Below are 26,568 nucleotides of genomic sequence, written 5' to 3' on the forward strand. Positions count from 1 at the left end.
TTGCGGAGAAAAAATTATGCGTGCCGAAGGGCAGGCTCATATCGACCGGATCGAAGCTGCGCTTCAGCTTGTGCGCCAATCGCTTGATTGGGAGCGCGCTTTGCGGCGTCTCGACGAACTCAGTGCGCGGGTCGAGGACCCGACCCTTTGGGACCGTCCCAAGGAAGCGCAAACGATCATGCGCGAGCAAAAGCAGCTGCAAAGCGCGGTCGACACCGTGCGCCAGATATCTTCAGAGATGTCCGATGCTGTGGAATTCATCGAGATGGGTGAAGCCGAAGGAGACGAGGAAATCGTCAATGACGGGCTAGCCAGTCTGGAAAAGCTGGCGGACCGCGCCGATGCCGACAAGGTTCAGGCACTGCTCGCGGGCGAGGCTGATGCCAACGATACCTACATCGAAATTCACGCTGGCGCGGGCGGCACAGAAAGCCAGGATTGGGCCGAAATGCTCCAGCGCATGTATTCGCGCTGGGCGGAACGCAAAGGCTACAAGGTAGAATTGGTCGATTATCATGCTGGCGAGCAGGCCGGGATCAAATCGGCCACGCTGCTGGTCAAAGGCGAAAATGCCTACGGCTATGCCAAGACTGAAAGCGGTGTTCACCGTCTCGTCCGCATCAGCCCGTACGACAGCTCTGCCAGGCGCCACACCAGCTTCAGTTCGGTATGGGTGTACCCGGTGATCGACGATGATTTCGAGGTCGAAATCAACGAAAGCGACCTGAAGATCGATACTTACCGTGCGTCCGGCGCGGGCGGCCAGCACGTGAACACGACCGATTCCGCGGTTCGTATCACGCACCAGCCAACCGGGATTGTGGTCGCCAGCCAGAATGACCGCAGCCAGCACAAGAACCGCGCAACAGCGATGAACATGTTGAAAGCGCGCTTGTTCGAACGCGAGATGGCTGAGCGCGAAGCGGCAGCAGGTACCGAATACGAATCCAAAACGGATATCGGATGGGGCCACCAGATCCGCAGCTACGTGCTGCAGCCCTATCAGATGGTGAAGGACCTTCGCACGGGCGTGACCTCAACTGCGCCGGACAATGTTCTAGACGGCGCAATCGACGAATTCATCTCTGCCGCGCTGGCCCAGCGTGTGACCGGTGAAACCGTCGATGTTGAAGATGTCGAATAGGGTCTGCCCAGTGGCCTTGTGTCTGCCGCAGGGATTTGCACCAGCGGGCCGACGTGCCTAAGAATTCGCGGATGAAGTCTGCCTATCTCATCCTGCCGCTGATGTCTGCAATCGCAGCGCTTGGCGCGTGCAAGCAGGCGCAACCGGACCGGCCTGAAACTGCGAGGCAATTTCCGCTGCCTGACCGGCCCGTGTCCGATCTGGGGGCGAACCAGTTTTCGACTGAAACTGCCCGCGATGCAGCGGGGGAAGCGCAGAAAGTCATGGACCTGGCCGAAATCGAGCCGGGGATGACTGTCGCTGATATCGGTGCGGGCGAGGGGTATTACACCGTGCGCCTGGCCGAACGTGTCGGCAGTGAAGGGCGTGTTCTTGCGCAGGACATCGACGAGGATGCACTGGAAAGGCTTGGGAACAGGGTCGAGAAAGAACGGCTCGACAACGTTTCGATAAAGCTTGGTGCGGGGGACGATCCCCGTTTGCCGGAAAACAGTTTCGACCGGATATTCCTGGTCCATATGTATCACGAGGTTCAGGAACCCTACGCGTTCCTTTACCGTCTGTGGCCCGCCTTGAATGAAGGCGGGCAAGTGATAGTGGTCGATGTAGACCGGCCAACTGATCAGCACGGAATCAATCCGCTTTTGCTGTCATGTGAATTCAAGCGGGTCGGGTTTGAACTGGTGGCATTCAAGGATGCGCCGGAACTGGCAGGGTACTATGCACAGTTCAAAGCAGCGGCTACGAGGCCAGAACCTGAAGACATAAAGCCGTGCCGTGGGGATACAGCGGGCGCGGGAAACGCGGCGAAATAGGTCGCAATTCAAGGAAATGATTTACGATGGCTTTTAAGGGTTTGAGCCCGATTGTGTATGGCGGACGCGAAGTCTGGCCCGTGATCGAAGGCGGCAAGGGCGTTTCTGCGACCAATCACGCGAGCTCCGGTGCTTGGGCTGCTGCCGGCGGTATCGGTACTGTCAGCGCGGTGAATGCAGACAGCACAGATGAAAATGGCGATGTGATCCCGCAGGTCTACCCGCAGAAAACGCGCCGGGAACGCCATGAACAACTGATCCAATACGGTATCGATGGCGGCACTGAGCAGGTGCGCAAGGCCTACGACATTTCCAACGGGCAGGGTGCGATCAACATCAACGTCCTGTGGGAAATGGGCGGCGCGCAGGCGGTGCTCGAAGGTATCCTCGAGAATACCAAGGGCCTTGTAACTGGGGTCACCTGCGGCGCAGGGATGCCTTACAAGCTGGCCGAAATCGCGGCCCGCTATAATGTCAGCTATCTGCCCATCATCAGTTCGGCACGCGCATTCCGCGCATTGTGGAAGCGCAGCTATAACAAGGTGCCCGACCTGATGGCTGCGGTGGTTTATGAAGATCCGTGGCTGGCCGGCGGTCACAACGGGCTTTCGAACGCGGAAGACCCGCGCGAGCCGCAGGACCCGTATCCACGGGTGAAGGCATTGCGTGAGACGATGCGCAAGGAAGGCGTTTCCGAAGACTGCGCAATCGTGATGGCGGGCGGCGTTTGGGCGCTGCGCGAATGGGAACACTGGATCGACAATCCTGAGCTGGGCAAGATTGCGTTCCAATTCGGCACCCGGCCGTTGCTGACAGAAGAAAGCCCGATCCCGCAGGAATGGAAAGACATGCTGCGGACAATCGAGCCGGGCGATGTGTTCTTGCACAAATTTTCGCCAACCGGATTTTATTCGTCCGCAGTGAAAAACCCCTTCCTGTTCGACCTGATGCACCGCAGCGAACGGCAAATCGCTTTCTCGAAAGATCAAACTGCCGATCAAAGCGTACAGCTCGGTTTCGGCGGCAAAGGTGCGAAGCTTTGGGTTGCACCGTCCGATCAGGAACAGGCCCGCGTTTGGATGGGCGAAGGGCATACAGAAGCCCTCAAGACGCCCGATGACACGCTAGTTTTCGTGACCCCGGAAAAACGCGATGTAATCCGCAAGGATCAGACCGATTGCATGGGCTGTCTGTCGCATTGTGCGTTCTCGTCTTGGAAAGACCACGATGATTACACGACCGGGCGGCTCGCCGATCCGCGCAGTTTCTGCATCCAGAAAAATCTGCAGAACATCGCGCATGGGGAGCCGGTAGACGAGAACTTGGCCTTTGCCGGTCACGCCGCATACCGCTTTAAGCAGGATCCGTTCTATTCGAACAATTTCACGCCGACCGTGAAACAGCTGGTCGACCGGATCCTCACGGGCGACTAGCGCGCCCCGATAACTGAATGAATAACTGGCCCTGGCAGAATATCATGTTCTGTCAGGGCTTTCTCATTCTCTGGTCCGTTGCTGAATGAACCAAGCGATACCGGACAGCCTGAATTCAAGTGCGAGTCTTAGATCGGCGAGGCCGGTACGGCCCGGCCCGGAATAGCGAGGAACGAGAGCGTCCAGACGCGGCTCAATCCATTTCCCAGGCGCGTTCGCCATGGCTGGTGATGTCCAGACCTTCGCGTTCCTCATCGGCGCTTACCCGCATCGGGATTGCCACGGAAACCATCAGGGCCAGAATTGCGCTGACAACCGCGCTGAACAGTGCAACCCCGCCGACTGCGACAATCTGTGCGATCAGCTGGCTACCCATGGTCATACCCTCTGCATAACCGGTGCCGCCAAGATCGCTGCTGAGGAATACACCAAGCATGATCGAGCCGATGATTCCGCCAACGCCGTGCACGGCGAAGACGTCGAGCGAATCGTCAATGTGCAGCTTCTGCTTCACCAGCTGGATTGCGCCGTAGCAGACTACTGCTGCCGCGATACCAAACAGGATCGCAGCGCCAGGCGATACGAAGCCTGCGGCGGGGGTAATGGTAGCCAGTCCGGCAATCGCGCCGGTTGCCCAGCCGACGCTGGTCGCCTTGCCGACTGTGAATTTTTCGACCAGCAACCAGGTGAGCGCGGCAACGCTGGCTGCCACATGGGTGTTGATGATTGCAGATGATGCGTCGTCGGTGGCCGTCAGCGCCGAACCGCCATTGAAGCCGAACCAGCCGACCCACAGCAATGCCGCGCCCGCCATGGTCAGCGCCGGGGCATGGGGCAGCATCAGTTTCTGCGGAAACCCGTCACGCTTGCCGAGCAACAACGCGATGACCAGTGCCGAGACGCCGGCCGTCGTGTGGACGACAATGCCGCCAGCAAAATCGAGCGCTCCGAAAGCCGATGAAAGGATGCCGCCGCCCCACATCCAGTGGGCGACCGGCGCATAAACAACCAAGCCCCACAATGCGCAGAATGCCAGCACCCAGCCGAACCGCGCACGGTCCACCCATGCGCCGACCATCAGCGCAGGCGTAATCACCGCGAATGTCATCTGGAACAGCGCGAAGGTGCTTTCCGGTATGGTCAGCCCCTCGCGCACGTTGCCGAGATTGCCGAGCATCCAGTACATTCCATTGCCCAGCCAGCCATTGGAAACCTGCCCGAAGGCGAGGCTGTATCCGATCACCACCCACAAGACAGACGCGACCGCAGCGACCGCGCCGCACTGGATCAGAACAGACAGGAAGTTCTTGGCGCGGACCAAACCGCCATAAAACAGGCCGAGACCGGGCAGCGACATCATCAGTACCAGTGCGGCCGATGTGAGGATCCATGCGGTATCACCGCTGTCGCTTACAGCAATCTGCCCTGCATCCTGTGCGGAGACGGGCAAGGGCAGGGCGGCAAGCGTCAACAAAGGCGCGTAGAACGCCGCCTTGAAGCTGCGGAAATTCGGCATCGGTAGTCCCCTCTCGTTCCGGCGGTGCCGGACCAGAGGGCTGCTTATGATTTTTTCCGACTGAAAAACAACCCTGCGACGCAACGATTGTTCACAAGAATTGCTTTGATGGATCAAACCAGCGCGTCGAGCACCTGATCTGGCGGCCGGTGACCGTCTGTCCAGAAGCGGATGTTGGCGATGACTTTTTCGCCAGAAGCCTCCCGGCCTTCTGCCGTGGCGCTGCCAATATGCGGCAAGGTCATGACATTTGCGTGCTGGATCAGGCGCGGATCGACATTCGGTTCATCCACATAAACATCAAGCCCGGCGCCGGCGAGATGACCGCTTTCGAGGGCAGCAATCATCGCTTCCTGATCGACCAGATCACCGCGCGCGGTGTTGATGATACATGCGCCCGGCTTCATCAAGGCGAAGCGCCGCTCATCGAAAAAGCCGATCGTTGCCTCAGTCGCCGGGCAGTGTAGGGTGACGATATCTGACATTGCGATCAGATCATCGACATCTTCGACATATTTCGCGCCCAACATGCTTTCTATCGCAGCGGGGAGCGGTTTACGGTTGTGATAGGCGATCTGCAATCCGAAGGCTTTTGCCCGGTGGGCGACAGCCTGCCCGATCCGCCCCATGCCGATTATGCCGAGGGTTTTTCCCGATAGCTTACGGCCGAGCAAGCGCGACGGCGCCCATCCGGTCCACTGTCCGCTGCGGACCAGTTCGACCCCTTCGCGAATGCGGCGCGGGACACCGATGATGCCCGCCATGGCGAGATCTGCGGTGTCATCTGTGAAAACGCCTGGGGTATTGGTTACCATGATCCCGCGGTCACGCGCCGCTTTCAGATCGATATGGTCGGTACCGGCGCCGAAGCTGGCAATCAGTCCGAGCTTGTCACCAGCCTGCGCTATAAGGTCTGCGTCAATCTTGTCGGTGACTGTCGGTACCAGAACATCGCAGTCCTGCATTGCCGTCGCCAGCTGTTCACGAGTGAACGGGGTGTCATCGGTATTGAGGCGAGTGTCGAACAATTCGTCCAACCGCGTTTCCACCGAAGGCATCAGGTGCCGGGTAACGACCACGCGAGGTTTCCCCTCAATCCTGCGGCCGACTGAGTCCTTGCTGGTAATGTCACTGTTATGAGGCATGGTGTGAGCGCTAGGACGCAAGCGGGTAAATCGTCAAGCGACAAGAGATGATGGCTTGATGATGTGCCGCCAAAGGCTCTAACAAGACCAGATGCTTAGCCGGATTCTCCTGTCACTTGTGCTGTTCGCTGCATTTTGCGGTTCGCCGCTGCGCGCACAAGACCGTGACGTGCCTTACTGGGCGACGATCAAGACAGAAGAACTGAACATGCGCGTCGGCCCCAGCCGTGATTACCAGATCGACTGGGTCTATCGCCGCAAGGGATTGCCGATCAAGGTTGTCCGGGTTTCGGAAGGCTGGCGCCTGATCCAGGATATGGATGGCACGCAGGGCTGGGTGACATCCACACTGCTCAGCCCGCAAAGAGGCGCGCTGGTGGTTGGTGAAGGTACCACCGCGATGCGAGTGGAACCTGCCGAAGAGAGCCAGCTGAAATGGAACCTGGAGGCTGGCGTCGTGGGAATTCTGGGCGATTGTGAAGCAGGCTGGTGCGAGCTCGATGTGAAAGGCCATACAGGCTGGGTCAGGCAGGAGCGGCTCTGGGGTGCAAGCGTACCGTAAGGTTTCTTCAAATCGCATGCAAAAAGGGCGGCCCGAAGACCGCCCTTTTCATTATTCATCCCTGCACAGCTGAGTGTGCTGGAAAGATGCCGATTACGGGCGCTTCATCACGGTGACGGTTTCACCAGCGTCCGAAGTTGCGACCCAGCTGCCATCGGCTGCAGGCTCACCATCGGTCCAGCAATCAGGCGCCGATCCTTCTTCTGCTGAATTGAAGCACGTTTGCCCATTGGTCTGGACCATGGTTCCGCGCTCGACCTCGGTGCCGCCGGCACTGGTCGTCGTGTAATTGCCATCTGCATCGATGGTCGTCGTGCTGACAGAGCCGTCAGACGCGGTCACATCATAGGACCCGGCCATGCTCTCTTCAGCGGCCGCTTCTTCCGTCGCGACGACAGTTTCCTGTTCTGCAGGTGCCTCGCCTTGCGAACAAGCTGCCAGAATGGCGCAGCCAGCGATTGCGATAAGTTTCTTCATAAATCCCCTCCTTCGATTGGAATCCCGAAGAGTTATCACTGAATCGCCAGCTTGCCGAATCCTTTGGCAGGCAGATTGGTCAGAGCATCTCGACCGCGACCGCCGTCGCTTCGCCGCCGCCGATACAAAGGCTGGCCACGCCGCGTTTCTTGCCTTGCTGTTTCAAGGCATTGAGCAAAGTCACGATAATCCGCGTCCCGCTAGCGCCGATCGGGTGTCCCAGCGCGGTTCCGCCACCGTTGACGTTGATCTTCTCGTGCGGGATGCCGATGTCGCGCATGGCGAACATGGCGACACAAGCAAACGCCTCGTTCACTTCCCACAGGTCTACATCGTCGGCGCTCCAGCCGGCGTGCTGCAGCACCTTTTCGATCGCGCCGATCGGGGCAACTGTGAATTCCGAAGGTTCCTGAGCATGCGCAGCAGTTGCTATGATCCTGGCGACGGGTTTCTTGCCCGTTTCAGACGCGATGCTTTCACGGGTGAGAACAACGGCTGCTGCACCGTCAGAGATCGAGCTGGACGTTGCCGCCGTAATCGTGCCGTCTTTAGCGAAGGCTGGGCGCAGAGTAGGGATCTTGTCCGGTCGGCCGCGGCCAGGCGCTTCGTCGGTATCGACCGTCACTTCGCCTTTGCGGGTCGAGAAAGTTACCGGGACCACTTCATCGGCGAAGGCGCCCGTTTCAATCGCGGTGTTTGCGCGCTTGAGGGACTCAATCGAATACGCATCCATTTCTTCGCGGGTCAGCTGATATTCGTTGGCGGTATCCTGAGCAAAGGTGCCCATTGCGCGGCCTTCTTCGTAGGCATCTTCGAGTCCGTCGAGGAACATGTGGTCATACGCAGTGTCATGGCCAAGTCGCGCGCCAGAGCGGTGTTTTTTCAACAGATATGGCGCATTGGTCATGCTCTCCATACCGCCAGCGACAACGGTTTTGACGGAGCCGGATGCAAGCGCTTCGGCGCCCATGATTACCGTCTGCATGCCGGATCCGCACACCTTGTTTACAGTGGTTGCTTGCGCAGACTTCGGAAGCCCGGCCTTTATCGCAGCCTGGCGGGCAGGTGCCTGGCCCAGACCCGCAGGAAGCACGCAGCCCATGTAAACGCGGTCGACCTCTTCGCCCGATACACCTGCACGTTCGACCGCAGCCTTGACCGCAGTCGCGCCCAGTTCGGTGGCGGAAACATCGGCCAGTGCGCCTTGCATACTGCCCATCGGGGTGCGTGCGTAAGATAGGATGACGATCGGGTCGTTTGCGGAAAACTGGACCATGAATTTGCCTTTCATTGAGGTGTCTATTTGCCGCCGAGTTAGTGCGGGGGTGCCGCCAAATCAATCGGCTTGGCGCTCTGCGCCGCCGAACCGGCAAACACTTTGCTTGTCATTCCTGCCAAGCTGGTGAACAATCAGTGGCAAATAGATACCAATGGAGAGTGATAATATGGCCGGTGATCGCAAAGACGAACTGGAAGCAATCCTCAAAGCTCAGCGTGATGCTTTTACTGCGGCACGCCCGGAGGGGCTGGACAAACGCAAGGACCGTATCAAGCGCGCGATTGCTCTGCTCGTCGATCATGGTGAAGATTTGTGCCAGGCAATGAACGAGGATTTCGGCAATCGCAGCCGTGACCAATCGATGATGACCGATATCGTCGGCAGCGTGAATTTCGGCAAATATTGCCTCAAGCATCTCGACAAATGGGCCAAGCCTGAAAAGCGCAAGCCGACGTTCCCGCTCGGGTTGCTCGGGGCCAAGGCGGAATTGCGGTTTGAGCCAAAGGGCGTGATCGGCATTCTCAGTCCGTGGAATTTCCCCGTACAGCTTTCTTTCAATCCGCTAATGCAGGTTCTTGCAGCCGGCAATCGGGCGATGATCAAGCCATCTGAGTTTACTGAGAAAACGTCTGACATGATGGCTGAATTGGTTGAAAAATACTTCGCCCAGGATGAAGTCGCCGTAATTACCGGCAGCCCGGAAGTGGCGCAGGCGTTTTCGTCGCTTCAGTTCGATCATCTCGTGTTCACCGGATCGACCGCTACGGGCCGCAAGGTGATGGAGGCTGCGGCACGCAATCTGGTGCCGGTAACGCTGGAACTGGGAGGCAAGTCGCCGGTCGTGCTCGGCCATAGCGCCGATCTGGAGAAGGCGGGCGAACGCATCGCAATGGGCAAGATGATGAATGCAGGGCAGATTTGCCTCGCGCCCGACTACATGATCGTCCCCGAGGACAAGGAAGAGGCAGCCGTCGCCGCCGTTCAGCTTGGGGTGCACAACCAGTATCCGACCTTGCTGGACAATGACGATTACGCCTCTGTCGTGACCGACCGTCATTTCGATCGCTTGCAAGGCATGGTGGCCGACGCACGCGAAAAGGGTGCCGAGGTGATCGAGGTTAATCCAGGCGAGGAAGACTTTTCCAACACCAACAGTCGCAAGATGCCTCTGACGATCCTGCGCAACGTCAATGATGATATGCAGGCCATGCAGGAAGAAATCTTCGGACCTGTTCTGCCGGTGAAAACCTATAAGAATGTTGGAGAGGCCATTGATTACGTGAACGACCATGATCGTCCGCTGGGTCTCTACTATTTCGGGACCGACAAGGCAGAACGTGAGCAGGTTCTCCAGCAGACAATTTCCGGCGGCGTCACCGTCAACGATGTTATCTTCCATGTCGCGATGGACGACCTGCCGTTTGGCGGTGTGGGGCCATCGGGAATTGGATCGTACCACGGACCTGAAGGCTTCAAGGAATTCAGCCACGCGCGTTCAGTCTACAGCCAGCCCAAGATTGACGTAGCCGGAATCGCCGGGTTCAAGCCGCCTTATGGCAAGGCGACAAAGAAGGCGATTTCGACCCAGTTGAAGAAATGAGGGTTTCGGCGCTGCTGCTCGCACTCGCGGCGGCAGCCTGTACCTATCAGCCACCGGTTCAGCCGGGCATCCCGGTCGATAGGGCGGCCCCGGTTTGGCGTGCGGTTTCAACCAACACAGGAGCGGTTTCCGGTGAGGCCGAACTTGCTGAGCTGGCGCTGGCATATCCTGACAGCGCATCCGTCCATTTGCGGCTGCTGCAGGCATATTTCGGTGCAGAGAATGCGGCAGGGACGGTGCGAGAGGCGTTATGGCTGGCCGTGCGCGGATACTCTTTTAGCGAAGATGCACGCGGCAGGATCCTCGATTTAGCGGGTGAGACCGCCACAGCTGACAGGTTGAGCAGATTACTTGCGCAAAACGCCGTGCGGATAGAAAAGAGTGTTGCGACGGCATCCGTGCCAGATGACGTGTTACTGGTTGAAGGTGTGGCGGTGGATCCGCTGACCGGGGGCCTGATTGTGTCATCGGTAGTGTCACGAACTCTGGCAAGTCAGTCTGCTCCTGGTGTCTGGAATACTGTGTCTCCATCCGATGCCGGCAATCTTAGCGGTATGGTCTTTGATGTTCCGCGTGGAATGTTCTGGGTTGCATCGGGTGACCTGGGCATGATGCCGCAGGGGGATGAGCCATTTCGCGGCATTTACGGTTTCCGGCAGGGTGAACCGGACAATCCGATCCAGATCGCAGCGCCAGACGGCGTGAATCTTTCCGATGTGACAGTGGCCGCTGACGGTACGGTGTATGCTAGTGATCCGGTTGGCGGCGGCATCTACATGCTCGCGGGTGGCCGGATTTCAGAATTTGTTGCACCCGGCACCTTTCGCTCCCCGCAAGGTCTCGCAATCTCTGTTGATGGGCGCAGGATTTTCGTCAGCGACTACAGATACGGCATAGCTATTGTAGACTTGCAGACAGGTTCAGTCTCTCGTCTAGGATCGGCCCGGCCGATGATCCTCGATGGAATCGACGGAATCTGGCGTGTCGGTAACAGCCTGATCGCAATCCAGAACGGGATGATGCCGATGCGGATTGTGGAAATCTCTCTTTCGCCAAATGGCAATTACGCGACCGCTTTGAAGGTGCTGGAGCAGAACCATTCGGAGTGGTCAGAGCCGCTCGGTGGGTCAATTTACGGGGGCGCTCTTTACTACGTTTCCACGGGGCAATGGGATAAATTCCAGGCCGGCGGAACGCTGAAAGACGGGCTCTCGCCAATTCCCACGCAGGTGCGCCGCCTGCCCCTTTGATCGAAACGCAAGCTTTCTCGCCAAATTTGCAAGCGGCTGACCCTTGCACCTGCGCTCTGAGAGGCCTAGAGGCGGGCACGAATTTGAACCCTAGGATTCATGCGTGTTCGACCCATTACAATATCTTCCGATCCTGATTTTCCTGTTCATTGCAGCGGGATTGTCGGCTCTGTTCGTCTTTTTGCCGATGGGCGTTTCGCGTCTGACGGGCTCACACAGTCCCGATGCTGAAAAGCTGAGCGAGTATGAGTGCGGCTTCCCCGCATTCGAAGACCCTCGCAGCCAGTTTGATGTTCGCTTCTATCTTGTCGCGATCCTGTTCATCATTTTCGACCTGGAGGCGGCATTCCTCTTCCCGTGGGCAGTCAGCCTCGAATTCACCGGTTGGGCCGGCTGGATCACCATGATGACCTTCCTGCTCGAACTGATCATTGGTTTTGCATACGCGTGGAAAGTAGGAGCTCTGGAATGGGAGTAGATAACGCCATGACCGCAGCTCACATGCCAACGGCACAAGGCGGCGAGGTTCGCCAGCCAAACGCGGATTATTTCAACGCGCTTCAGACCGAGGTTAATGACAAGGGATTCCTGGTCACCAGCACCGAAGACCTGTTTGAATGGGCGCGTACCGGTTCGCTCTGGTGGATGACCTTTGGTCTCGCTTGCTGCGCAGTCGAGATGATCCACGTTAATATGCCGCGTTATGATATGGAGCGGTTCGGCGTCGCCCCGCGCGCGTCACCGCGCCAGTCCGACGTTATGATCGTTGCCGGCACTCTGTGTAACAAGATGGCTCCGGCTCTGCGCAAGGTCTATGACCAGATGTCCAATCCGAAATATGTCATTTCGATGGGCAGCTGCGCAAATGGCGGTGGTTATTACCATTACAGCTACAGCGTGGTTCGCGGGTGTGACCGTATCGTACCGGTGGATATCTATATTCCCGGTTGTCCACCGACGGCAGAAGCTTTGCTCTATGGCGTGATGCAGTTGCAGCGGAAGATCCGCCGTAGCGGCACGATCGAGCGTTAAGGGCGGTAACCAACATGGCTGTACTTCACTCCGCCCCCAAATTCGCCGCGAATGACGGTGTTCAGGAAACCCTCGCTGCGGCGATGGGTTCGATGCTGCTTGATGCGCGCGAAACGCACGGCGAAATCTCCTTCACCGTCAAGCGTGACAGCATCGAAGATGTCCTGCGTCTACTGCGCGATGACCACGCTTATCAGCAGCTCATGGAGATCGCTGGTGTCGATTTTCCTGGCCGCGAAGAGCGTTTCGAAGTCGTCTACATGCTGCTTAGCGTGACCAAAAACCACCGCGTGATGGTCAAGGTCAGCGCTTCTGAAGATACGCCTGTACCGACAGTAACGACGCTGTGGCCGAATGCTGGCTGGCTCGAACGTGAAGTGTTCGACATGTACGGCGTGCTGTTCGACGGAAACACCGATCTCCGCCGAATCCTGACCGATTACGGTTTTGAAGGACACCCGTTCCGCAAGGATTTTCCGCTTACCGGCTATACCGAACTGCGTTATTCCGAAGACGAAAAGCGCGTTGTCTACGAACCGGTGAAACTGGCACAGGATCTCCGTCAGTTCGATTTCATGAGTCCCTGGGAGGGCGCAGATTACGTTCTTCCAGGTGACGAGAAAGCGGATACCCCGCCGGTTGACGAGCCCAAGACAACTGAGAGCCCCAAGCAGACAGGTGCTGGGGCCAAAGCAGATGCCAAGGCGGCTGATAAAGTCAGCGATGGCGCGCCAGACAAGGAAAAGGGCGGCAAGGCTGCGAACCCTCCTGAACCGACAGAGGATCGCCCCGCCAAGAAAGCCCGCAAGGGCAAAACGACCGACACCAAGGCTGCTACCAAGCCGAAGGGAGGGGCCAAGTAATGGGCGTCCAACTCGAAGAATCGCCGACTACCGGTGATGAGGTCATCTCCAATTACACCATCAATTTCGGCCCGCAGCACCCTGCGGCGCACGGCGTTTTGCGGATGGTCATGGAGCTCGATGGGGAAATCATCGAACGGATCGATCCCCATGTCGGATTACTCCACCGCGGCACCGAGAAACTGATCGAGCACAAAACCTACCTGCAGGCGCTGCCGTATTTCGATCGTCTCGATTACTGCTCGCCGCTTTGCCAGGAACATTCCTACGTTCTCGCGATCGAGAAGATGTTGAATGTCGAAGTGCCCGAGCGCGCCCAGTATCTGCGCGTTCTGTTCGCCGAGCTGACCCGTATCTGCAACCACATGCTGAACATTGGTGCGCATGTGATGGATGTTGGTGCGATGACGCCGAACCTGTGGGTGTTTGAGCTTCGCGAAGATTGCATGAACTTTTTCGAACGGGCTTCTGGCGCGCGCATGCACGCGGCATGGTTCCGTCCGGGCGGTGTGCACCAGGATGTGCCGCTGAAACTGCTCACCGACATTGGTGACTGGGTCGATGGCCGCCTGCCGGAACTGTTCGGCGACGCGATGAGCCTGGTGCTCGACAACCGCATCTTCAAACAGCGTAACGTTGACATCGCGCATGTCGGCAAGGAAGACGCGCTGGCCTGGGGCTTCTCGGGCCCGATGATCCGTGCTGCCGGTATCCCCTGGGATTTGCGCAAGTCGCAGCCATACGATGTTTATGACCGAATGGATTTCGAAATCCCGGTTGGGACGAATTCGGATTGCTATGATCGCTTCGTCGTTCGCGTGAAAGAAGTCTACGAGAGCGCCAAGATCATCAAGCAGTGCCTTGCGGAAATGCCCGAAGGGCCAATCTGCTCGGACGACCGCAAGGTTTCCCCGCCCAAGCGCGGCGAAATGAAGCAGTCGATGGAAGCGCTCATCCACCACTTCAAGCTGTACACAGAGGGCTTCCATGTCCCTGCGGGCGAAGTCTACGTGGCGACAGAGAGCCCCAAGGGCGAATTCGGCGTCTATCTGGTCAGCGACGGATCGAACAAACCGTATCGCTGCAAGATTCGTCCGACAGCGTTCAGCCACCTTCAGGCGATGGATTTCATGTCGAAAGGCCACATGCTGCCGGATGCGACCGCCATTCTCGGCGCGATCGACGTGGTGTTCGGGGAGTGCGACCGGTGATTGCGGTGTCTCCAGTTTTCCTCGGTCTGACCAACTCATGCAGAGAGCAGTCTAATGGCTAATCGTCATCTCGCACCCGATACGCCTGAACTCCGCGCGCGCTGGGGCTCTTTCGCTTGGACGGAAGAGAACAAGGCGAAGGCGGACTACCATATCGCCAAATATCCAGCTGGCCGGCAGAAATCTGCGGTTATGCCGCTGCTAGATCTGGCGCAGCGCCAGGTCGGCGCGGAAACCGATACGCAGGGCTGGTTGCCGCTGCCGGTGATGGAATACATCGCCGATTATCTCGATATGCCGGTAATCCGTGTGGTCGAGGTTGCGACCTTCTATTTCATGTACAACCTTGTTCCCGTGGGCAAATTCCACGTGCAAGTCTGCGGAACCACCCCCTGCATGCTGCGCGGCAGCGATGATATTATCGCCGCTTGCAAGAAGCGCGGCATGGCCAAAGGCGAAGTTTCGGAAGACGGCCTGTGGACGCTGACCGAGGTCGAATGCATGGGCAATTGCGCCACAGCGCCAATGGTTCAGATCAACGACGGCAATTACGAAGACCTGACTGTTGAACGGCTCGATGCCGTTCTCGACGCGCTGGCCGCCGGTAAGGAGCCGAAGGAAGGCACGCAGGAGCCGGGGCGTCATACCTCCGAGCCGAGCGGCGGCCCGACCACTCTCAAGGATATGGTCGACGCCAATCATGATTACCGGAAGGAATGGTGATGGAGTTCGTACGGACCCGCAAATTATCGCGCATCGCCATGTCGCTTGGCAGTCTGTCGGTCATTGCCGGCGGCCTTACGATGTATTTCGGACCGGACGGCCTTGGTGACGGGATGATGATTGCCGGCTTTGCACTGCTGATTGGCGGCGTGGCTGCGCTCGCATCGACACCGGTTGGAGAAGACGAAGGTGATTGAGCGCACCGTGAATTCTTGCACTCGTAACGGGGTATTTTGCTGATGGGCAGCGTACTCCTGTTTGCGGCTGCTGGCCTGCTTGGCTTCCTCCTCGGCGCATATCTTGCCGCTGCAGGTGACAAACAAGTGGGTGTTGCGCTGATGGCGGCAGGTCTGGTTTTCCAGCTCCTTTCGCTGCGCCAATTGAAAATGCTGAAGAAAGGCGACGGCAATGCTCGCTGACAAGGATCGCATCTTTACCAACGTTTACGGTTTTCAGGACTGGGGCCTGAAAGCTGCGCAGAAGCGCGGCGACTGGGACAATACCAAGGACCTGATCGGCAAGGGTCAGGACGCGATTATCGAGGAAATCAAGGCTTCGGGCCTTCGCGGGCGGGGCGGTGCAGGCTTCCCCACCGGCCTCAAATGGTCGTTCATGCCCAAGGAAAGCAAAGATGGCCGTCCCAGTTTCCTAGTCATCAATGCCGACGAGTCCGAGCCCGGTTCGTGCAAGGACCGCGAAATCATCCGTCATGATCCACACAAGCTGATCGAAGGCGCACTGGTTGCCGGTTTCGCGATGCGTGCGCGGGCCGCCTACATCTACATTCGCGGCGAGTATATCCGCGAAGCGGAAACGCTGCAGAAGGCGATCGACGAAGCTTATGCCGCCGGATTGATCGGCAAGAATGCCAGCAAGTCGGGCTATGACTTCGATGTGTTCATGCACCGCGGTGCTGGCGCTTACATTTGCGGTGAAGAAACTGCGATGATCGAAAGCCTCGAAGGGAAGAAAGGCCAGCCGCGCCTCAAACCGCCATTCCCGGCCGGTGCGGGCCTTTATGGCTGCCCGACCACGGTAAACAACGTCGAAAGCATCGCGGTTGTGCCCACAATCCTGCGCCGCGGCGGTTCGTGGTTCGCTGGCTTTGGCAATGAAGGCAATCACGGGACCAAGCTGTTCCAGATCAGCGGCCACGTTGAAAAGCCCTGCGTCGTCGAAGAGGAAATGAGCATTCCTTTCCGTGAACTGATCGAAAAGCATTGCGGCGGCATTCGCGGCGGATGGGACAATCTGCTGGCGGTTATCCCGGGCGGTTCTTCGGTTCCGCTGGTTCCGGCAAAGGACATCATGGATGCGCCGATGGATTTCGATGGCCTGAAAGCTGTCGGGTCGGGCCTCGGCACGGCTGCGGTCATCGTGATGGACAAGTCGACCGACATTGTCCGGGCGATTTCGCGCCTCAGCTATTTCTACAAGCACGAAAGCTGCGGCCAATGCACGCCGTGCCGCGAAGGCACAGGCTGGATGTGGCGCATGATGGAGCGTCTGCGCACCGGCGACGCGGCAATCGAGGAAATCGATATGCTGCAGCAGGTTACCAAGCAGGTTGAAGGCCACACGATCTGCGCGCTAGGCGATGCCGCAGCGTGGCCGATCCAGGGTCTGATCAAGCATTTCCGCCCCGAGCTGGAGCGACGAATTCATGAACACAATGCCCAATTTGCGGAGGCGGCCGAATAATGCCTAAAGTCACCGTAGACGGACAGGAACTCGAAGTACCAGAAGGCGCAACCGTCCTTCAGGCTTGCGAGCTTGCGGGTAAGGAAATTCCGCGTTTCTGCTATCATGAACGGCTGAGCATTGCGGGCAATTGCCGCATGTGTCTGGTCGAGGTTAAGCCCGGGCCGCCCAAGCCGCAGGCAAGCTGTGCGCTCCCCGCGACCGAAGGTCAGGAAATCCGCACCGACAGCGAAATGGTGAAGACCGCGCGCGAAGGCGTGATGGAATTTCTGCTAATCAATCACCCGCTCGATTGCCCGATTTGCGATCAGGGCGGCGAGTGCGATCTGCAGGACCAGTCAGTCGCCTATGGCCGCGGCGGTTCGCGTTACAATGCGAACAAGCGCGCCGTGACTGAAAAATACATGGGTCCGCTGATCAAGACGGTGATGACCCGCTGCATCCACTGCACACGCTGCGTGCGTTTCTCGGAAGAGATCGCCGGCGTGGACGAAATCGGCGCGCTGTATCGCGGCGAAGACATGCAGATCACGACCTATCTCGAACAGGCCGCGCAGCATGAGCTGAGCGCTAACGTGATCGATCTGTGCCCGGTCGGTGCGCTGACCTCGCGCCCTTATGCGTTCGAGGCACGTCCCTGGGAACTGAAGAAAACCCTCAGCATCGACGTTTCCGATGCGGTCGGTGCGAATATTCGCCTCGACAGCCGCGGGCGCGAAGTCATGCGTGCGTTGCCGCGCGTCAATGATGACGTGAACGAGGAATGGTTGAGCGATAAGGGCCGCTACATGGTCGACGGCCTGACCAAGCGCCGGCTCGACAAGGTGTTCATGCGCAAGCGGGGCAAGCTGACCGAAGCAAGCTGGGAAGAAGCGTTCCAGGCTATCGCCAAGGCCAAGCCGGGCAAGTCGATTGCCGCGGTTGCGGGCGACATGGTCGATTGCGAAACGATGTTCGCTGCCAAGGCGCTGCTCGGCGCGATGGGCAGCAAATTGCTCGAAGGCCGCCAGACGGGCATGGACTACGATGTGTCCAATCTTGCTGCGGTCAATTTCAATTCGACTATCGCTGGCATCGAAACTGCCGATGCGATCCTGATTGTTGGAAGCAACATTCGCTGGGAAGCGCCGCTGGTCAATGTCCGGCTGCGCAAGGCAGTTAAGAACGGCGCCAAGATATTCATCGTCGGGCCGCACTGGGAAACAACCTTCCCGGCAGAATTTCTGGGCGAAGACCTCTCGGTTCTCTCCAAACTGCCCAAGGCGGCAGCTGATGCATTCAAGGGTGCAGAACGCCCCGCGATCATCATGGGCGGCGCGGCACTGGCCAAGGGTGCGCTGGGTGCCGGACTTGCCTTCGCAGACAAATTCAAGCTCGCTCGCGATGGCTGGAACGGCTTCAACGTGATGCACTTTTCCGCTGCGCGCATGGGCGGGCTGATGCTCGGCTACGCGCAGAAGGGCGGCATGGCCGATATCGCCAAGGCGAAGCCGAAGGTCGTGTTGTCTCTGGGCGCTGACGAAATGGATTTCGAACCGTTCGCAGATAGCCTGAAGGTCTATATCGGCCATCACGGCGACAAGGGCGCACACGCGGCGGACATCATTCTGCCGGCGGCATCCTACGCTGAAAAAGACGGTACCTATGTGAATACAGAAGGCCGTGTGCAGTTCGCCGAGAAGGCCGTTTTTGCGCCGGGTGACGCACGCGAAGACTGGACGATCCTGCGCGCGCTTGCCGATGCGCTGGGTGTGGATGTCGGGTTCGACAGCTTCGTGCAGCTTCAGTCCGCGATGATCAAGGCTGTGCCTGCGCTGGGTGAAGAAGGCCTCGCCGATTACGGCGCGCTGCCTAAAGTGGACAGCAAGGCCAAGGCAGAGGGCGAAATTTCTGCCTATCCGATCAAGGATTTTTATCTCACCAACCCGATCGCCCGTGCGAGTGCGGTGATGCAGCAATGTTCGGCTGAACTGCTGCACGGGGATGAATTGAAGGAGGCGGCAGAATGACAGGCTTGCCCGATCTGCTTCGCCGAATGCCATATATTATTTATGGTGCTGCTGCGGTGGTTTTTGTTTGGAATCTGGCCAATCAATGGTTCGGGATGGTTGACCTTGGCATGTACGGTACTCCGGGCATGGAGAGCGTGGCCGCGTTTCAAAAGTCGGTTGCATTGTATGGTGCGTTCGTTGAGGCAATCTACCTCGTTGCAAGCGGCGCAATGATCCATGTTCTCATCAAGATACATGACAAGATGAAAGCGACGGCAGAATGACCGAATTCTTCCAATCTCTCGGCATGAGCTACGAATGGGCGTGGGGAACCGCGACCATTTCCGGTGTTCTGCTGATCGCTTTGCCGCTGATGCTGGCCGTGGCGATGATCATCTATGTCGACCGCAAGGTATGGGCGGCGATCAACCTTCGGCGCGGTCCGAACGTGGTTGGTCCGTTCGGTCTGCTTCAGTCTTTTGCTGACGGCCTCAAGGTATTCCTCCAGGAAACCATTGTCCCGAGTGCGGCGAACAAGGGGATTTTCCTGCTTGCGCCGATCATCACCTTCACCGTGGCGCTGGTTGCATGGGCGGTGATCCCGTTTGATGCAGGTGTCGTGCTGGCCGATATCAATGTCGGATTGCTCTACATCCTCGCGATCAGTTCGCTGTCGGTTTATGGCGTGGTCATGTCGGGTTGGGCATCCAATTCCAAATACCCGTTCTTTTCCGCCATGCGTGCCGCCGCGCAGATGATTTCCTACGAAGTTTCGATCGGTTTCATCCTGGTGTGCGTGGTGCTCTACGCCGGCACATTCAATCTGAGCGGCATTGTCGAGGCGCAGCGCGGTCACGGGTTCGGCATCGTCAACGCTTATGTGTTCAACATCCTGCTGTTCCCGATGTGGATCATGTTCTTCATCAGTTCGCTGGCGGAAACGCAGCGCGTTCCGTTCGACCTCACCGAGGCGGAATCGGAACTGGTGGCAGGTTACCAGACCGAATACAGCTCGATGTCGTTCGCGCTGTTCTGGCTGGGCGAATACGCGAACATCCTGCTGATGTGCTCGCTTAGCACGATCCTGTTCTTTGGTGGCTGGTTGCCGCCTCTCAATATCGATCTGATCCCGTGGTTCGACATTCCGGGCATCGTCTGGTTCCTGCTGAAGACGTTCTTCTTCTTCTTTATGTTCAGCTGGGTGATGGCGACCGTTCCGCGCTACCGTTATGATCAACTGATGCGGCTTGGCTGGAAAGTCTTCCTGCCGCTGAGCCTGCTGTTTATTTTCCTGATTTCAGGCTATCTTATGCTTACGAGGTACGCGGCATGAGTTCCGTCGCCCATCTGATCAAATCATTCACCCTGTGGGAATTCGTCAAGGCGCATATGCTGACCTTGAAGTATTTCTTCAAACCCAAGGTGACGATCAACTATCCGTTCGAGAAGAACCCGCTGAGCCCGCGTTTTCGCGGCGAGCATGCGCTGCGCCGCTATCCCAACGGGGAAGAGCGCTGCATTGCGTGCAAGCTGTGCGAGGCGGTGTGCCCGGCGCAGGCGATCACTATCGAGAGCGAACCGCGTGAAGACGGCAGCCGCCGCACGACGCGCTACGACATCGACATGACCAAATGCATCTATTGCGGTTTCTGCCAGGAAGCGTGTCCGGTGGATGCTGTGGTTGAAGGACCAAACTTCGAATACGCAACCGAAACACGCGAGGAACTGCTGTACGACAAAGCGAAATTGCTGGCGAACGGGGACAAGTGGGAGCGGGCAATTGCCGCAAACCTTGAAGCCGATGCGCCGTATCGCTAACCGCCGCGGCTAACCGAGAAACTGGGGCTATGATACAAACCTTCGCCTTTTACCTATTCGCGTTTTTCGTGATCGCCAGCGGCGTATTCACGATAACTTCGCGCAATCCGGTCCACTCAGTCCTGTGGCTGATCCTTGCATTCTTCAACGCTGCCGGCCTGATGGTGCTGGTTGGCGCGGAATTTATCGCGATGCTGCTGGTCATTGTCTATGTCGGCGCGGTCGCGGTGCTGTTCCTGTTCGTGGTCATGATGCTGGACATCGATTTCGCGGAATTGCGGGGCGGCTTCATCAAGAACTTCCCGCTGGGCCTTGCCATCGCGCTGGTGCTGCTGGCCGAGCTGGTTCTGGGCATTGGGGCCTACCGTGCCGGATCATTGCAGCTGGGGGTCGCGGATGGAACGGCTGCAGGCTTGGCCGGTGAAAGCAACACGGCCAACATCGGTGTGCTGCTCTACAGCGATTACATCTTCCTGTTCGAAGCGGCCGGTATCATCCTGCTGGTGGCGATGATCGGGGCAATCGTTCTGACTTATCGCGAACGCCCGGATGGCGCACGCGGACACCAGAATATTACAAAGCAAAACATGCGCCGGCCTGAGGACGCAACAATCATGACGCGTCCGGAGATCGGCAAGGGGGTCGAGCTATGACCGGTATCACTGGAATCGGGATCGAGCATTATCTCGTAGTCGGCGCGATCCTGTTCGTGCTCGGCGTGCTGGGCATCTTCCTCAACCGCAAGAACATCATCGTCATTCTTATGGCGATCGAACTGATCCTGCTGTCGGTGAACATACAGCTGGTCGCATTCAGCGCCTTCCTGAACGACCTCGTCGGCCAGGTTTTCGCGATGTTTGTGCTGACCGTTGCTGCGGGCGAGGCGGCCATCGGGCTCGCCATTCTCGTGATTTACTTCCGTGGTCGCGGCACGATTGCCGTCGACGACGTCAACCGGATGAAGGGATAAGCACTCGTGCACAATTGGATTATCCCAATCGTCTTCTTGCCGCTGCTCGCCGCAATTATCGGCGGGCTTGGCAATCGCGCCCTCGGCAACACCGTGGTCAAGACAATCACCACCGGCGCACTGTTCATTTCGTGCGCGCTTAGCTGGCCGATCTTCTTGGCGTTCCTTAACGGGAGCATGACCGCCGATGTGGTCCCGGTACTCCAGTGGGTGCAGTCTGGCGATCTCACGTTCGACTGGGAATTGCGGGTTGATACGCTGACCGCGGTCATGCTGGTCGTGATCACCACGGTTTCCGCGCTCGTACACCTGTATAGCTGGGGCTACATGGATGAAGACCCGGATCAGCCGCGCTTCTTCGCCTATCTCAGCCTGTTTACCTTCGCCATGCTGATGCTGGTGACGGCCGACAATCTAGTGCAGATGTTCTTCGGTTGGGAAGGGGTCGGCCTCGCATCCTATCTGCTGATCGGTTTCTGGTTCCGCAAGCCGAGCGCAAATGCGGCGGCGATCAAGGCCTTCGTGGTCAACCGCGTTGGTGATCTTGGTTTCATGCTGGGTATTTTCGGTACGTTCCTGGTGTTTGGAACGACCTCAATCCCTGAAATTCTCGAAGCTGCGCCCGCGATGAGCGGCGCGAGCATCACTTTCATGGGCTACCGCCTGATGACCATGGATATCTTGTGTATCCTGCTGTTCATCGGTGCGATGGGCAAGTCGGCGCAGCTTGGCCTGCACACCTGGCTTCCCGATGCGATGGAAGGCCCGACGCCTGTTTCTGCGCTGATCCACGCGGCCACCATGGTCACCGCCGGTGTCTTCATGGTTTGCCGGCTGTCGCCGATGTTTGAAACGGCTCCGACAGCCCTGATGATCGTTACCTTCATTGGCGCTGCAACCTGTATCTTTGCAGCGACAATCGGCACGACCCAGTGGGATATCAAACGGGTGATCGCGTATTCGACCTGTTCGCAGCTCGGTTACATGTTCTTCGCCGCCGGTGTCGGTGCCTATGGCGCATCAATGTTCCACCTCTTCACGCACGCTTTCTTCAAGGCGCTGCTGTTCCTTGGCGCTGGTTCGGTCATCCACGCGATGCACCATGAACAGGACATGCGGTATTACGGCGGCCTGCGTAAGAAGATCCCGCTCACATTCTGGGCGATGATGTTCGGCACGCTGGCGATCACCGGTGTCGGTATCTACGATCTTCATGCCGGTTTCGCCGGTTTCTGGTCAAAAGATGCGATCATCGAAGTTGCCTATGCCCGCGGCACAGGCGTTGCGACCTTTGCGTTCTGGATGGGCGTGTTCGCTGCACTGCTGACCAGTTTCTACAGCTGGCGTCTGATGTTCCTGACGTTCTGGGGCAAGCCGCGCTGGATCGAGAGCGAGCATATCCAGCACACAGTGCACAAGACACCAGAAGAAGCAGGCGAGGACACCACGGGCGGCTATCATCCGCACGAAAGCCCGCTGACTATGCTGATTCCGCTGGGTGTACTTTCGATCGGCGCCATTGCGGCCGGTCAGATGTTTGCCGAAAGCTTCCTCGACAGCGCTGCATTCTGGAACGGTTCGATCTTCTATAACGAGCCTTTGATCCACGCCATGCACGCAGTGCCTTGGCAGGTGAAATACGCTGCGTTCTTCGTCATGGTCCTTGGCCTGTTCGGAGCCTGGCTTGCCTACATCAAGGACACCTCGATCCCGGGCAAGTTCGTGGAACAGTTCCGGCTCGTTCACCAGTTTGTCTACAACAAGTGGTACTTCGACGAGCTGTATAACTTCCTGTTTATCCGGCCTGCCTTCTGGCTTGGCCGCAAGTTCTGGGTCATTGGCGACCAGGGCATCATCGACCGGTTCGGACCGAACGGCGCAGCTTGGGTTGTCGTCAAAGGGTCTGCCGCTGCGAAGAAGCTGCAGTCCGGTTATCTCTATAGCTACGCGCTGATCATGCTGCTTGGCCTGATTGCCGCGATCACATGGGTCCTGATGTAATGGACGGCTTTCCGATCCTCACCGTAATGCTCGCAGTGCCGCTGATCGCGGCGATTGCCTGTCTGTTTCTGGATGCGGTGAGCGCCCGTTGGACGGCGCTTGGTGCAACGCTAATCAATCTCGGCCTCGGGATTGTGCTTTGGCTTGGATACGACATCGGCGGTGCGCAGTGGCAGTTTATCGAGCGTGCCGAATTGTTCGCGGGCTTCAGTTACGCCCTCGGTATCGACGGCATCGCATTGATGCTGATCGTGCTGTCTGTCTTCCTCATGCCGATCTGCATCCTCGCAAGCTGGGAAGCGATCCAGAAGCGAGTTGGCGAATACATGGCTGCGTTCCTGCTTATGGAACTGCTGATGATCGGCGTGTTTGCCGCGCAGGATATGTTCCTGTTCTACATCTTCTTCGAAGCCGGCCTGATCCCGATGTATCTGATCATCGGTATCTGGGGCGGGGACAACCGGATTTACGCCAGCTACAAGTTCTTCCTCTACACCCTGCTCGGGTCGGTTCTGATGCTGATCGCGATGCTGTGGATGGTGAACCAGGCGGGAACCACGGACATTCCCACCCTGATGAATTACGACTTCCCGCCGGCTGCACAAACGTGGCTGTGGCTCGCGTTTTTCGCCAGCTTTGCAGTGAAGATGCCGATGTGGCCGGTCCATACCTGGCTTCCGGACGCACACGTGCAGGCGCCGACGGCTGGCTCCGTCATCCTTGCCGGCGTGCTGCTAAAAATGGGTGGTTATGGTTTCATCCGCTTCAGCCTGCCGATGTTCCCTGAGGCAAGCGCGCAATTTGTGTGGCTGATCTTGGGCCTGTCGATGGTCGCAGTGGTGGTCACCAGCCTGATTGCCCTTGTGCAGCACGATATGAAGAAACTCATTGCCTACAGCTCGGTCGCCCACATGGCGATCGTGACTGCGGGTCTGTTCGCATTCAACGTGCAGGGCCTTGAGGGCGCGATGATCATGATGCTCAGCCACGGTCTGGTATCAGGCGCGCTGTTCCTGTGCGTCGGGATTATCTACGACCAGCTGCACACGCGTGAGATCGACCGTTACGGCGGGCTGGCGATCAACATGCCGAAATATGCGCTGTTCTTCCTGCTGTTCACCATGGCCAGCATCGGCCTTCCCGGGACCAGCGGTTTTGTCGCTGAGTTCCTGAGCCTTGCCGGTGTCTATGAGGTATCGAGCACAGCAACCTTTGTTCTGACCACCGGCATCATTCTGGGCGCAGGCTATATGCTGTACCTTTATCGGCGGGTTGCGTTCGGCGAGCAGAAGAACGCTGATGCGGCTGCGATGAAGGATTTGTCGGTTCGTGAATGGTTGATGCTCGGTCCAATCGCTGCGGCAGTGCTGTGGATGGGTATCTACCCTGAAAGTTTCCTCGCACCGATGCGGGCGGACATTGCTGCGCTCGATGCGCGCATTTCGCGCGCCGCGCCGCAAGGTGATGCGAAACTTGTTGCAGGCGAACCACGCGAAGGGATCGCCAACGAAATGCCTGAAACAGAGCATAATGCCGAAGGGGCGCACTAATGGAATTCGCTAACTCCTTCTATTTCACGGCGCCAGAAGTCGGCCTGACCGTTAGCGGGTTGATCCTGCTGCTGGTGGCTGCCTTTGTCGGTCAGAGGACCACCCGCCTGATCACCATTCTGGCGGTTGCCGCACTGTTCGGGGCCGCCGCCTTCACCGGTAATCTCCTGACCAATTCTGCGCTCGAGCTGGGCGCTGATGCGTGGGGCGGTCTGTACCGCATGGATGCGTTCGGCAGCTTCGCGAAGATCCTGATTTACCTGGCGACGATCGGTTGTTTGATCGTGACACCCAAATTCTTCGAACAGACCGCGGAATACAGAGCGGAATATCCGATCCTGATGCTGTTCGGCGCGGTTGGCATGGGAATGATGGTTTCCGCATCGGACCTGATGACGCTTTATATCGGTCTCGAACTGAGCAGCCTGTCATCCTACGTCCTCGCCAGCTTCATCCGCAGCGACATGCGTTCGGCAGAGGCGGGCCTGAAATATTTTGTTCTCGGCGCGCTGGCGAGCGGTATCCTGCTCTACGGTATGAGCCTGATTTACGGGTTCACTGGTTCAACCAGCTATACTGGCATCCGGACCGCGCTGGAGGGCGGGGTCTCGGCAGGTTCCATGTTCGGTATCGTATTCCTGCTGGCAGGTCTGGCCTTCAAGATTTCGGCGGTCCCGTTCCACATGTGGACGCCCGACGTTTACGAAGGCGCGCCAACACCGGTCACTGCGTTCTTTTCCACCGCGCCAAAGGTGGCCGCGATTGCCATGACGATGCGCATGGCGCTCGACCCGTTTGGTGGGCAGATTGAAATCTGGCAGCAGATCGTGATCTTCGCAGCGCTCGCATCAATCATTGTCGGTGCGCTTGGTGCAATCGGACAGGAAAATCTGAAGCGTCTGCTTGCGTATAGTTCGATCAACAATGTCGGCTTCATCCTTATTGGCCTTGCTGCCGGTACGGAGCAGGGCGCATCGGCGATGCTGGTTTATCTGGCGATCTATGTTGCGATGTCGCTGGGCAGTTTTGTCGCGCTCCTCATGCTTCGCGATAACGATGGCAATCAGCTGGAAACATTTGCCGACATTTCCGGCCTTTCGGTCACACGCCCCGCGCTCGCTTGGTGCTTGCTCGCTCTTATGTTCAGTCTGGCCGGCATTCCGCCGCTGCTCGGTTTCTGGGGCAAGTTCGTGGTATTCCAAGCGGCTGTCGAAGCGGACATGATCCTGCTCGCAGCAATCGGCATCGCGGCCAGCGTTATCGGCGCGTTCTATTACATCAAGTTCATCAAGGTGATGTTCTTCGATAAACCTGCCGATGTCGTTGTGGCTGAGAAGAGCAGCGCCCGCTGGGTCGTTCTGGGCCTTTGCGTCCTGTTCATCTCTCCGCTTGGATATCTGGCGACCTTGAAGCTCGGCGAATTCGCTGATCGAGCCGCGTCCGCGCTATTTTTCATCATCTGATGATCGCAATTGCGGGGCTGCCAG

27 protein-coding genes are annotated in these 26,568 nt (G+C 58.0%); 23 read left to right on the plus strand and 4 right to left on the minus strand.

What is annotated here, in order from left to right; all coding sequences use genetic code 11:
* Nucleotides 1-16 precede the first annotated feature (16 nt).
* From prfB to PO778_RS03730, 3 genes are all read left to right on the plus strand, one after another.
* Nucleotides 17-1,144 carry a peptide chain release factor 2 gene (prfB, locus tag PO778_RS03720; protein WP_271438649.1) on the plus strand — a complete coding sequence of 376 codons (1,128 nt, stop codon included), beginning with the start codon at nt 17-19 and terminating at the stop codon, nt 1,142-1,144.
* A gap of 71 nt (nt 1,145-1,215) precedes the next feature.
* The gene (locus PO778_RS03725; RefSeq protein ID WP_271438650.1) at nt 1,216-1,959 is read left to right on the plus strand and encodes a class I SAM-dependent methyltransferase; all 744 of its coding nucleotides are present in this window, start codon (nt 1,216-1,218) and stop codon (nt 1,957-1,959) included.
* 26 nt (nt 1,960-1,985) lie between these two features.
* Nucleotides 1,986-3,392: an NAD(P)H-dependent flavin oxidoreductase gene (locus tag PO778_RS03730; RefSeq protein WP_160729745.1), complete on the plus strand. Its 1,407-nt coding sequence runs from the start codon at nt 1,986-1,988 to the stop codon at nt 3,390-3,392.
* A gap of 193 nt (nt 3,393-3,585) precedes the next feature.
* On the opposite strand, the gene PO778_RS03735 is transcribed toward PO778_RS03730, so the two are convergent.
* Nucleotides 3,586-4,908 carry an ammonium transporter gene (locus tag PO778_RS03735; protein WP_271438651.1) on the minus strand — a complete coding sequence of 441 codons (1,323 nt, stop codon included), beginning with the start codon at nt 4,906-4,908 and terminating at the stop codon, nt 3,586-3,588.
* A 113-nt stretch (nt 4,909-5,021) separates the two neighbouring features.
* Entirely contained in the window at nt 5,022-6,053 is a 1,032-nt protein-coding gene (locus PO778_RS03740) for a 2-hydroxyacid dehydrogenase (protein ID WP_271438652.1), read from the minus strand.
* 91 nt (nt 6,054-6,144) lie between these two features.
* Between PO778_RS03740 and PO778_RS03745 the strand changes: the two genes are divergently transcribed.
* Entirely contained in the window at nt 6,145-6,615 is a 471-nt protein-coding gene (locus PO778_RS03745; RefSeq protein ID WP_271438653.1) for an SH3 domain-containing protein, read from the plus strand.
* 93 nt (nt 6,616-6,708) lie between these two features.
* On the opposite strand, the gene PO778_RS03750 is transcribed toward PO778_RS03745, so the two are convergent.
* Nucleotides 6,709-7,092 carry a hypothetical protein gene (locus PO778_RS03750; protein ID WP_271438654.1) on the minus strand — a complete coding sequence of 128 codons (384 nt, stop codon included), beginning with the start codon at nt 7,090-7,092 and terminating at the stop codon, nt 6,709-6,711.
* Nucleotides 7,093-7,171: 79 nt separating this feature from the next.
* Nucleotides 7,172-8,368, minus strand: a complete 1,197-nt coding sequence (locus PO778_RS03755) for a thiolase family protein (RefSeq protein ID WP_271439336.1) — start codon at nt 8,366-8,368, stop codon at nt 7,172-7,174.
* A gap of 169 nt (nt 8,369-8,537) precedes the next feature.
* Here PO778_RS03755 and PO778_RS03760 point away from each other — a divergent pair, with 169 nt between their 5' ends.
* The 19 genes from PO778_RS03760 to nuoN all read left to right on the plus strand — a co-directional run bounded on the left by PO778_RS03760 (nt 8,538) and on the right by nuoN (nt 26,544).
* Nucleotides 8,538-9,971, plus strand: a complete 1,434-nt coding sequence (locus PO778_RS03760; RefSeq protein ID WP_271438655.1) for a coniferyl aldehyde dehydrogenase — start codon at nt 8,538-8,540, stop codon at nt 9,969-9,971.
* Complete coding sequence (locus PO778_RS03765) at nt 9,968-11,221, plus strand: SMP-30/gluconolactonase/LRE family protein (protein ID WP_271438656.1); 1,254 nt, start codon at nt 9,968-9,970, stop codon at nt 11,219-11,221. Before PO778_RS03760 ends, PO778_RS03765 begins: the two co-directional genes overlap by 4 nt.
* Before the next feature lie 103 nt (nt 11,222-11,324).
* Nucleotides 11,325-11,699 (plus strand): NADH-quinone oxidoreductase subunit A, encoded by a 375-nt coding sequence (gene ndhC, locus PO778_RS03770; RefSeq protein WP_271438657.1) that lies wholly within the window; start codon nt 11,325-11,327, stop codon nt 11,697-11,699.
* A gap of 8 nt (nt 11,700-11,707) precedes the next feature.
* Entirely contained in the window at nt 11,708-12,253 is a 546-nt protein-coding gene (locus PO778_RS03775; RefSeq protein WP_160730624.1) for a NuoB/complex I 20 kDa subunit family protein, read from the plus strand.
* Between the two features lie 14 nt (nt 12,254-12,267).
* Nucleotides 12,268-13,116, plus strand: coding sequence for an NADH-quinone oxidoreductase subunit C (locus PO778_RS03780; protein ID WP_271438658.1), 849 nt, complete (start codon nt 12,268-12,270; stop codon nt 13,114-13,116).
* Complete coding sequence (locus PO778_RS03785; RefSeq protein ID WP_160729755.1) at nt 13,116-14,327, plus strand: NADH-quinone oxidoreductase subunit D; 1,212 nt, start codon at nt 13,116-13,118, stop codon at nt 14,325-14,327. Before PO778_RS03780 ends, PO778_RS03785 begins: the two co-directional genes overlap by 1 nt.
* Nucleotides 14,328-14,381: 54 nt before the next feature.
* Nucleotides 14,382-15,050, plus strand: coding sequence for an NADH-quinone oxidoreductase subunit NuoE (nuoE, locus tag PO778_RS03790; RefSeq protein ID WP_271438659.1), 669 nt, complete (start codon nt 14,382-14,384; stop codon nt 15,048-15,050).
* Nucleotides 15,050-15,247 carry a hypothetical protein gene (locus PO778_RS03795; RefSeq protein WP_160729757.1) on the plus strand — a complete coding sequence of 66 codons (198 nt, stop codon included), beginning with the start codon at nt 15,050-15,052 and terminating at the stop codon, nt 15,245-15,247. Before nuoE ends, PO778_RS03795 begins: the two co-directional genes overlap by 1 nt.
* 42 nt (nt 15,248-15,289) lie before the next feature.
* Entirely contained in the window at nt 15,290-15,469 is a 180-nt protein-coding gene (locus PO778_RS03800) for a hypothetical protein (protein WP_160729758.1), read from the plus strand.
* Nucleotides 15,459-16,751, plus strand: coding sequence for an NADH-quinone oxidoreductase subunit NuoF (gene nuoF, locus PO778_RS03805; protein WP_271438660.1), 1,293 nt, complete (start codon nt 15,459-15,461; stop codon nt 16,749-16,751). The genes PO778_RS03800 and nuoF overlap by 11 nt, the downstream gene beginning before the upstream one ends.
* Nucleotides 16,751-18,760: an NADH-quinone oxidoreductase subunit NuoG gene (gene nuoG, locus PO778_RS03810; protein WP_271438661.1), complete on the plus strand. Its 2,010-nt coding sequence runs from the start codon at nt 16,751-16,753 to the stop codon at nt 18,758-18,760. The genes nuoF and nuoG overlap by 1 nt, the downstream gene beginning before the upstream one ends.
* Nucleotides 18,757-19,026, plus strand: a complete 270-nt coding sequence (locus PO778_RS03815; protein ID WP_271438662.1) for a hypothetical protein — start codon at nt 18,757-18,759, stop codon at nt 19,024-19,026. The genes nuoG and PO778_RS03815 overlap by 4 nt, the downstream gene beginning before the upstream one ends.
* Nucleotides 19,023-20,075: an NADH-quinone oxidoreductase subunit NuoH gene (nuoH, locus tag PO778_RS03820; RefSeq protein WP_160729762.1), complete on the plus strand. Its 1,053-nt coding sequence runs from the start codon at nt 19,023-19,025 to the stop codon at nt 20,073-20,075. The genes PO778_RS03815 and nuoH overlap by 4 nt, the downstream gene beginning before the upstream one ends.
* Nucleotides 20,072-20,560, plus strand: a complete 489-nt coding sequence (gene nuoI, locus PO778_RS03825) for an NADH-quinone oxidoreductase subunit NuoI (RefSeq protein WP_160729763.1) — start codon at nt 20,072-20,074, stop codon at nt 20,558-20,560. The genes nuoH and nuoI overlap by 4 nt, the downstream gene beginning before the upstream one ends.
* 29 nt (nt 20,561-20,589) lie before the next feature.
* Complete coding sequence (locus PO778_RS03830) at nt 20,590-21,213, plus strand: NADH-quinone oxidoreductase subunit J (RefSeq protein ID WP_271438663.1); 624 nt, start codon at nt 20,590-20,592, stop codon at nt 21,211-21,213.
* Nucleotides 21,210-21,530, plus strand: coding sequence for an NADH-quinone oxidoreductase subunit NuoK (gene nuoK / locus PO778_RS03835; RefSeq protein ID WP_160729765.1), 321 nt, complete (start codon nt 21,210-21,212; stop codon nt 21,528-21,530). The genes PO778_RS03830 and nuoK overlap by 4 nt, the downstream gene beginning before the upstream one ends.
* 6 nt (nt 21,531-21,536) lie before the next feature.
* Entirely contained in the window at nt 21,537-23,531 is a 1,995-nt protein-coding gene (gene nuoL, locus PO778_RS03840; RefSeq protein WP_271438664.1) for an NADH-quinone oxidoreductase subunit L, read from the plus strand.
* On the plus strand, nt 23,531-25,081 hold the full coding sequence (locus PO778_RS03845; protein ID WP_271439337.1) for an NADH-quinone oxidoreductase subunit M: 1,551 nt from the start codon (nt 23,531-23,533) through the stop codon (nt 25,079-25,081). The genes nuoL and PO778_RS03845 overlap by 1 nt, the downstream gene beginning before the upstream one ends.
* Entirely contained in the window at nt 25,081-26,544 is a 1,464-nt protein-coding gene (nuoN, locus tag PO778_RS03850; RefSeq protein ID WP_271438665.1) for an NADH-quinone oxidoreductase subunit NuoN, read from the plus strand. Before PO778_RS03845 ends, nuoN begins: the two co-directional genes overlap by 1 nt.
* Nucleotides 26,545-26,568: the final 24 nt, after the last annotated feature.

Source organism: Pontixanthobacter luteolus, assembly GCF_947494915.1.
GTDB lineage: Bacteria > Pseudomonadota > Alphaproteobacteria > Sphingomonadales > Sphingomonadaceae > Pontixanthobacter > Pontixanthobacter luteolus.

Coding starts and splice junctions, on each gene's coding strand:
- PO778_RS03745 (WP_271438653.1), top strand. CDS start 6,145: ATGCTTAGCCGGATTCTCCTGTCACTTGTGCTGTTCGCTGCATTTTGC.
- nuoH (WP_160729762.1), top strand. CDS start 19,023: ATGACCGAATTCTTCCAATCTCTCGGCATGAGCTACGAATGGGCGTGG.
- PO778_RS03845 (WP_271439337.1), top strand. CDS start 23,531: ATGGACGGCTTTCCGATCCTCACCGTAATGCTCGCAGTGCCGCTGATC.
- PO778_RS03830 (WP_271438663.1), top strand. CDS start 20,590: ATGATACAAACCTTCGCCTTTTACCTATTCGCGTTTTTCGTGATCGCC.
- nuoK (WP_160729765.1), top strand. CDS start 21,210: ATGACCGGTATCACTGGAATCGGGATCGAGCATTATCTCGTAGTCGGC.
- PO778_RS03780 (WP_271438658.1), top strand. CDS start 12,268: ATGGCTGTACTTCACTCCGCCCCCAAATTCGCCGCGAATGACGGTGTT.
- PO778_RS03795 (WP_160729757.1), top strand. CDS start 15,050: ATGGAGTTCGTACGGACCCGCAAATTATCGCGCATCGCCATGTCGCTT.
- PO778_RS03750 (WP_271438654.1), bottom strand. CDS start 7,092: ATGAAGAAACTTATCGCAATCGCTGGCTGCGCCATTCTGGCAGCTTGT.
- PO778_RS03765 (WP_271438656.1), top strand. CDS start 9,968: ATGAGGGTTTCGGCGCTGCTGCTCGCACTCGCGGCGGCAGCCTGTACC.
- PO778_RS03740 (WP_271438652.1), bottom strand. CDS start 6,053: ATGCCTCATAACAGTGACATTACCAGCAAGGACTCAGTCGGCCGCAGG.
- nuoI (WP_160729763.1), top strand. CDS start 20,072: ATGAGTTCCGTCGCCCATCTGATCAAATCATTCACCCTGTGGGAATTC.
- nuoF (WP_271438660.1), top strand. CDS start 15,459: ATGCTCGCTGACAAGGATCGCATCTTTACCAACGTTTACGGTTTTCAG.
- nuoN (WP_271438665.1), top strand. CDS start 25,081: ATGGAATTCGCTAACTCCTTCTATTTCACGGCGCCAGAAGTCGGCCTG.
- PO778_RS03760 (WP_271438655.1), top strand. CDS start 8,538: ATGGCCGGTGATCGCAAAGACGAACTGGAAGCAATCCTCAAAGCTCAG.
- prfB (WP_271438649.1), top strand. CDS start 17: ATGCGTGCCGAAGGGCAGGCTCATATCGACCGGATCGAAGCTGCGCTT.
- PO778_RS03730 (WP_160729745.1), top strand. CDS start 1,986: ATGGCTTTTAAGGGTTTGAGCCCGATTGTGTATGGCGGACGCGAAGTC.
- nuoG (WP_271438661.1), top strand. CDS start 16,751: ATGCCTAAAGTCACCGTAGACGGACAGGAACTCGAAGTACCAGAAGGC.
- PO778_RS03735 (WP_271438651.1), bottom strand. CDS start 4,908: ATGCCGAATTTCCGCAGCTTCAAGGCGGCGTTCTACGCGCCTTTGTTG.
- PO778_RS03725 (WP_271438650.1), top strand. CDS start 1,216: ATGAAGTCTGCCTATCTCATCCTGCCGCTGATGTCTGCAATCGCAGCG.
- PO778_RS03785 (WP_160729755.1), top strand. CDS start 13,116: ATGGGCGTCCAACTCGAAGAATCGCCGACTACCGGTGATGAGGTCATC.
- PO778_RS03800 (WP_160729758.1), top strand. CDS start 15,290: ATGGGCAGCGTACTCCTGTTTGCGGCTGCTGGCCTGCTTGGCTTCCTC.
- nuoE (WP_271438659.1), top strand. CDS start 14,382: ATGGCTAATCGTCATCTCGCACCCGATACGCCTGAACTCCGCGCGCGC.
- PO778_RS03775 (WP_160730624.1), top strand. CDS start 11,708: ATGACCGCAGCTCACATGCCAACGGCACAAGGCGGCGAGGTTCGCCAG.
- PO778_RS03755 (WP_271439336.1), bottom strand. CDS start 8,368: ATGGTCCAGTTTTCCGCAAACGACCCGATCGTCATCCTATCTTACGCA.
- PO778_RS03815 (WP_271438662.1), top strand. CDS start 18,757: ATGACAGGCTTGCCCGATCTGCTTCGCCGAATGCCATATATTATTTAT.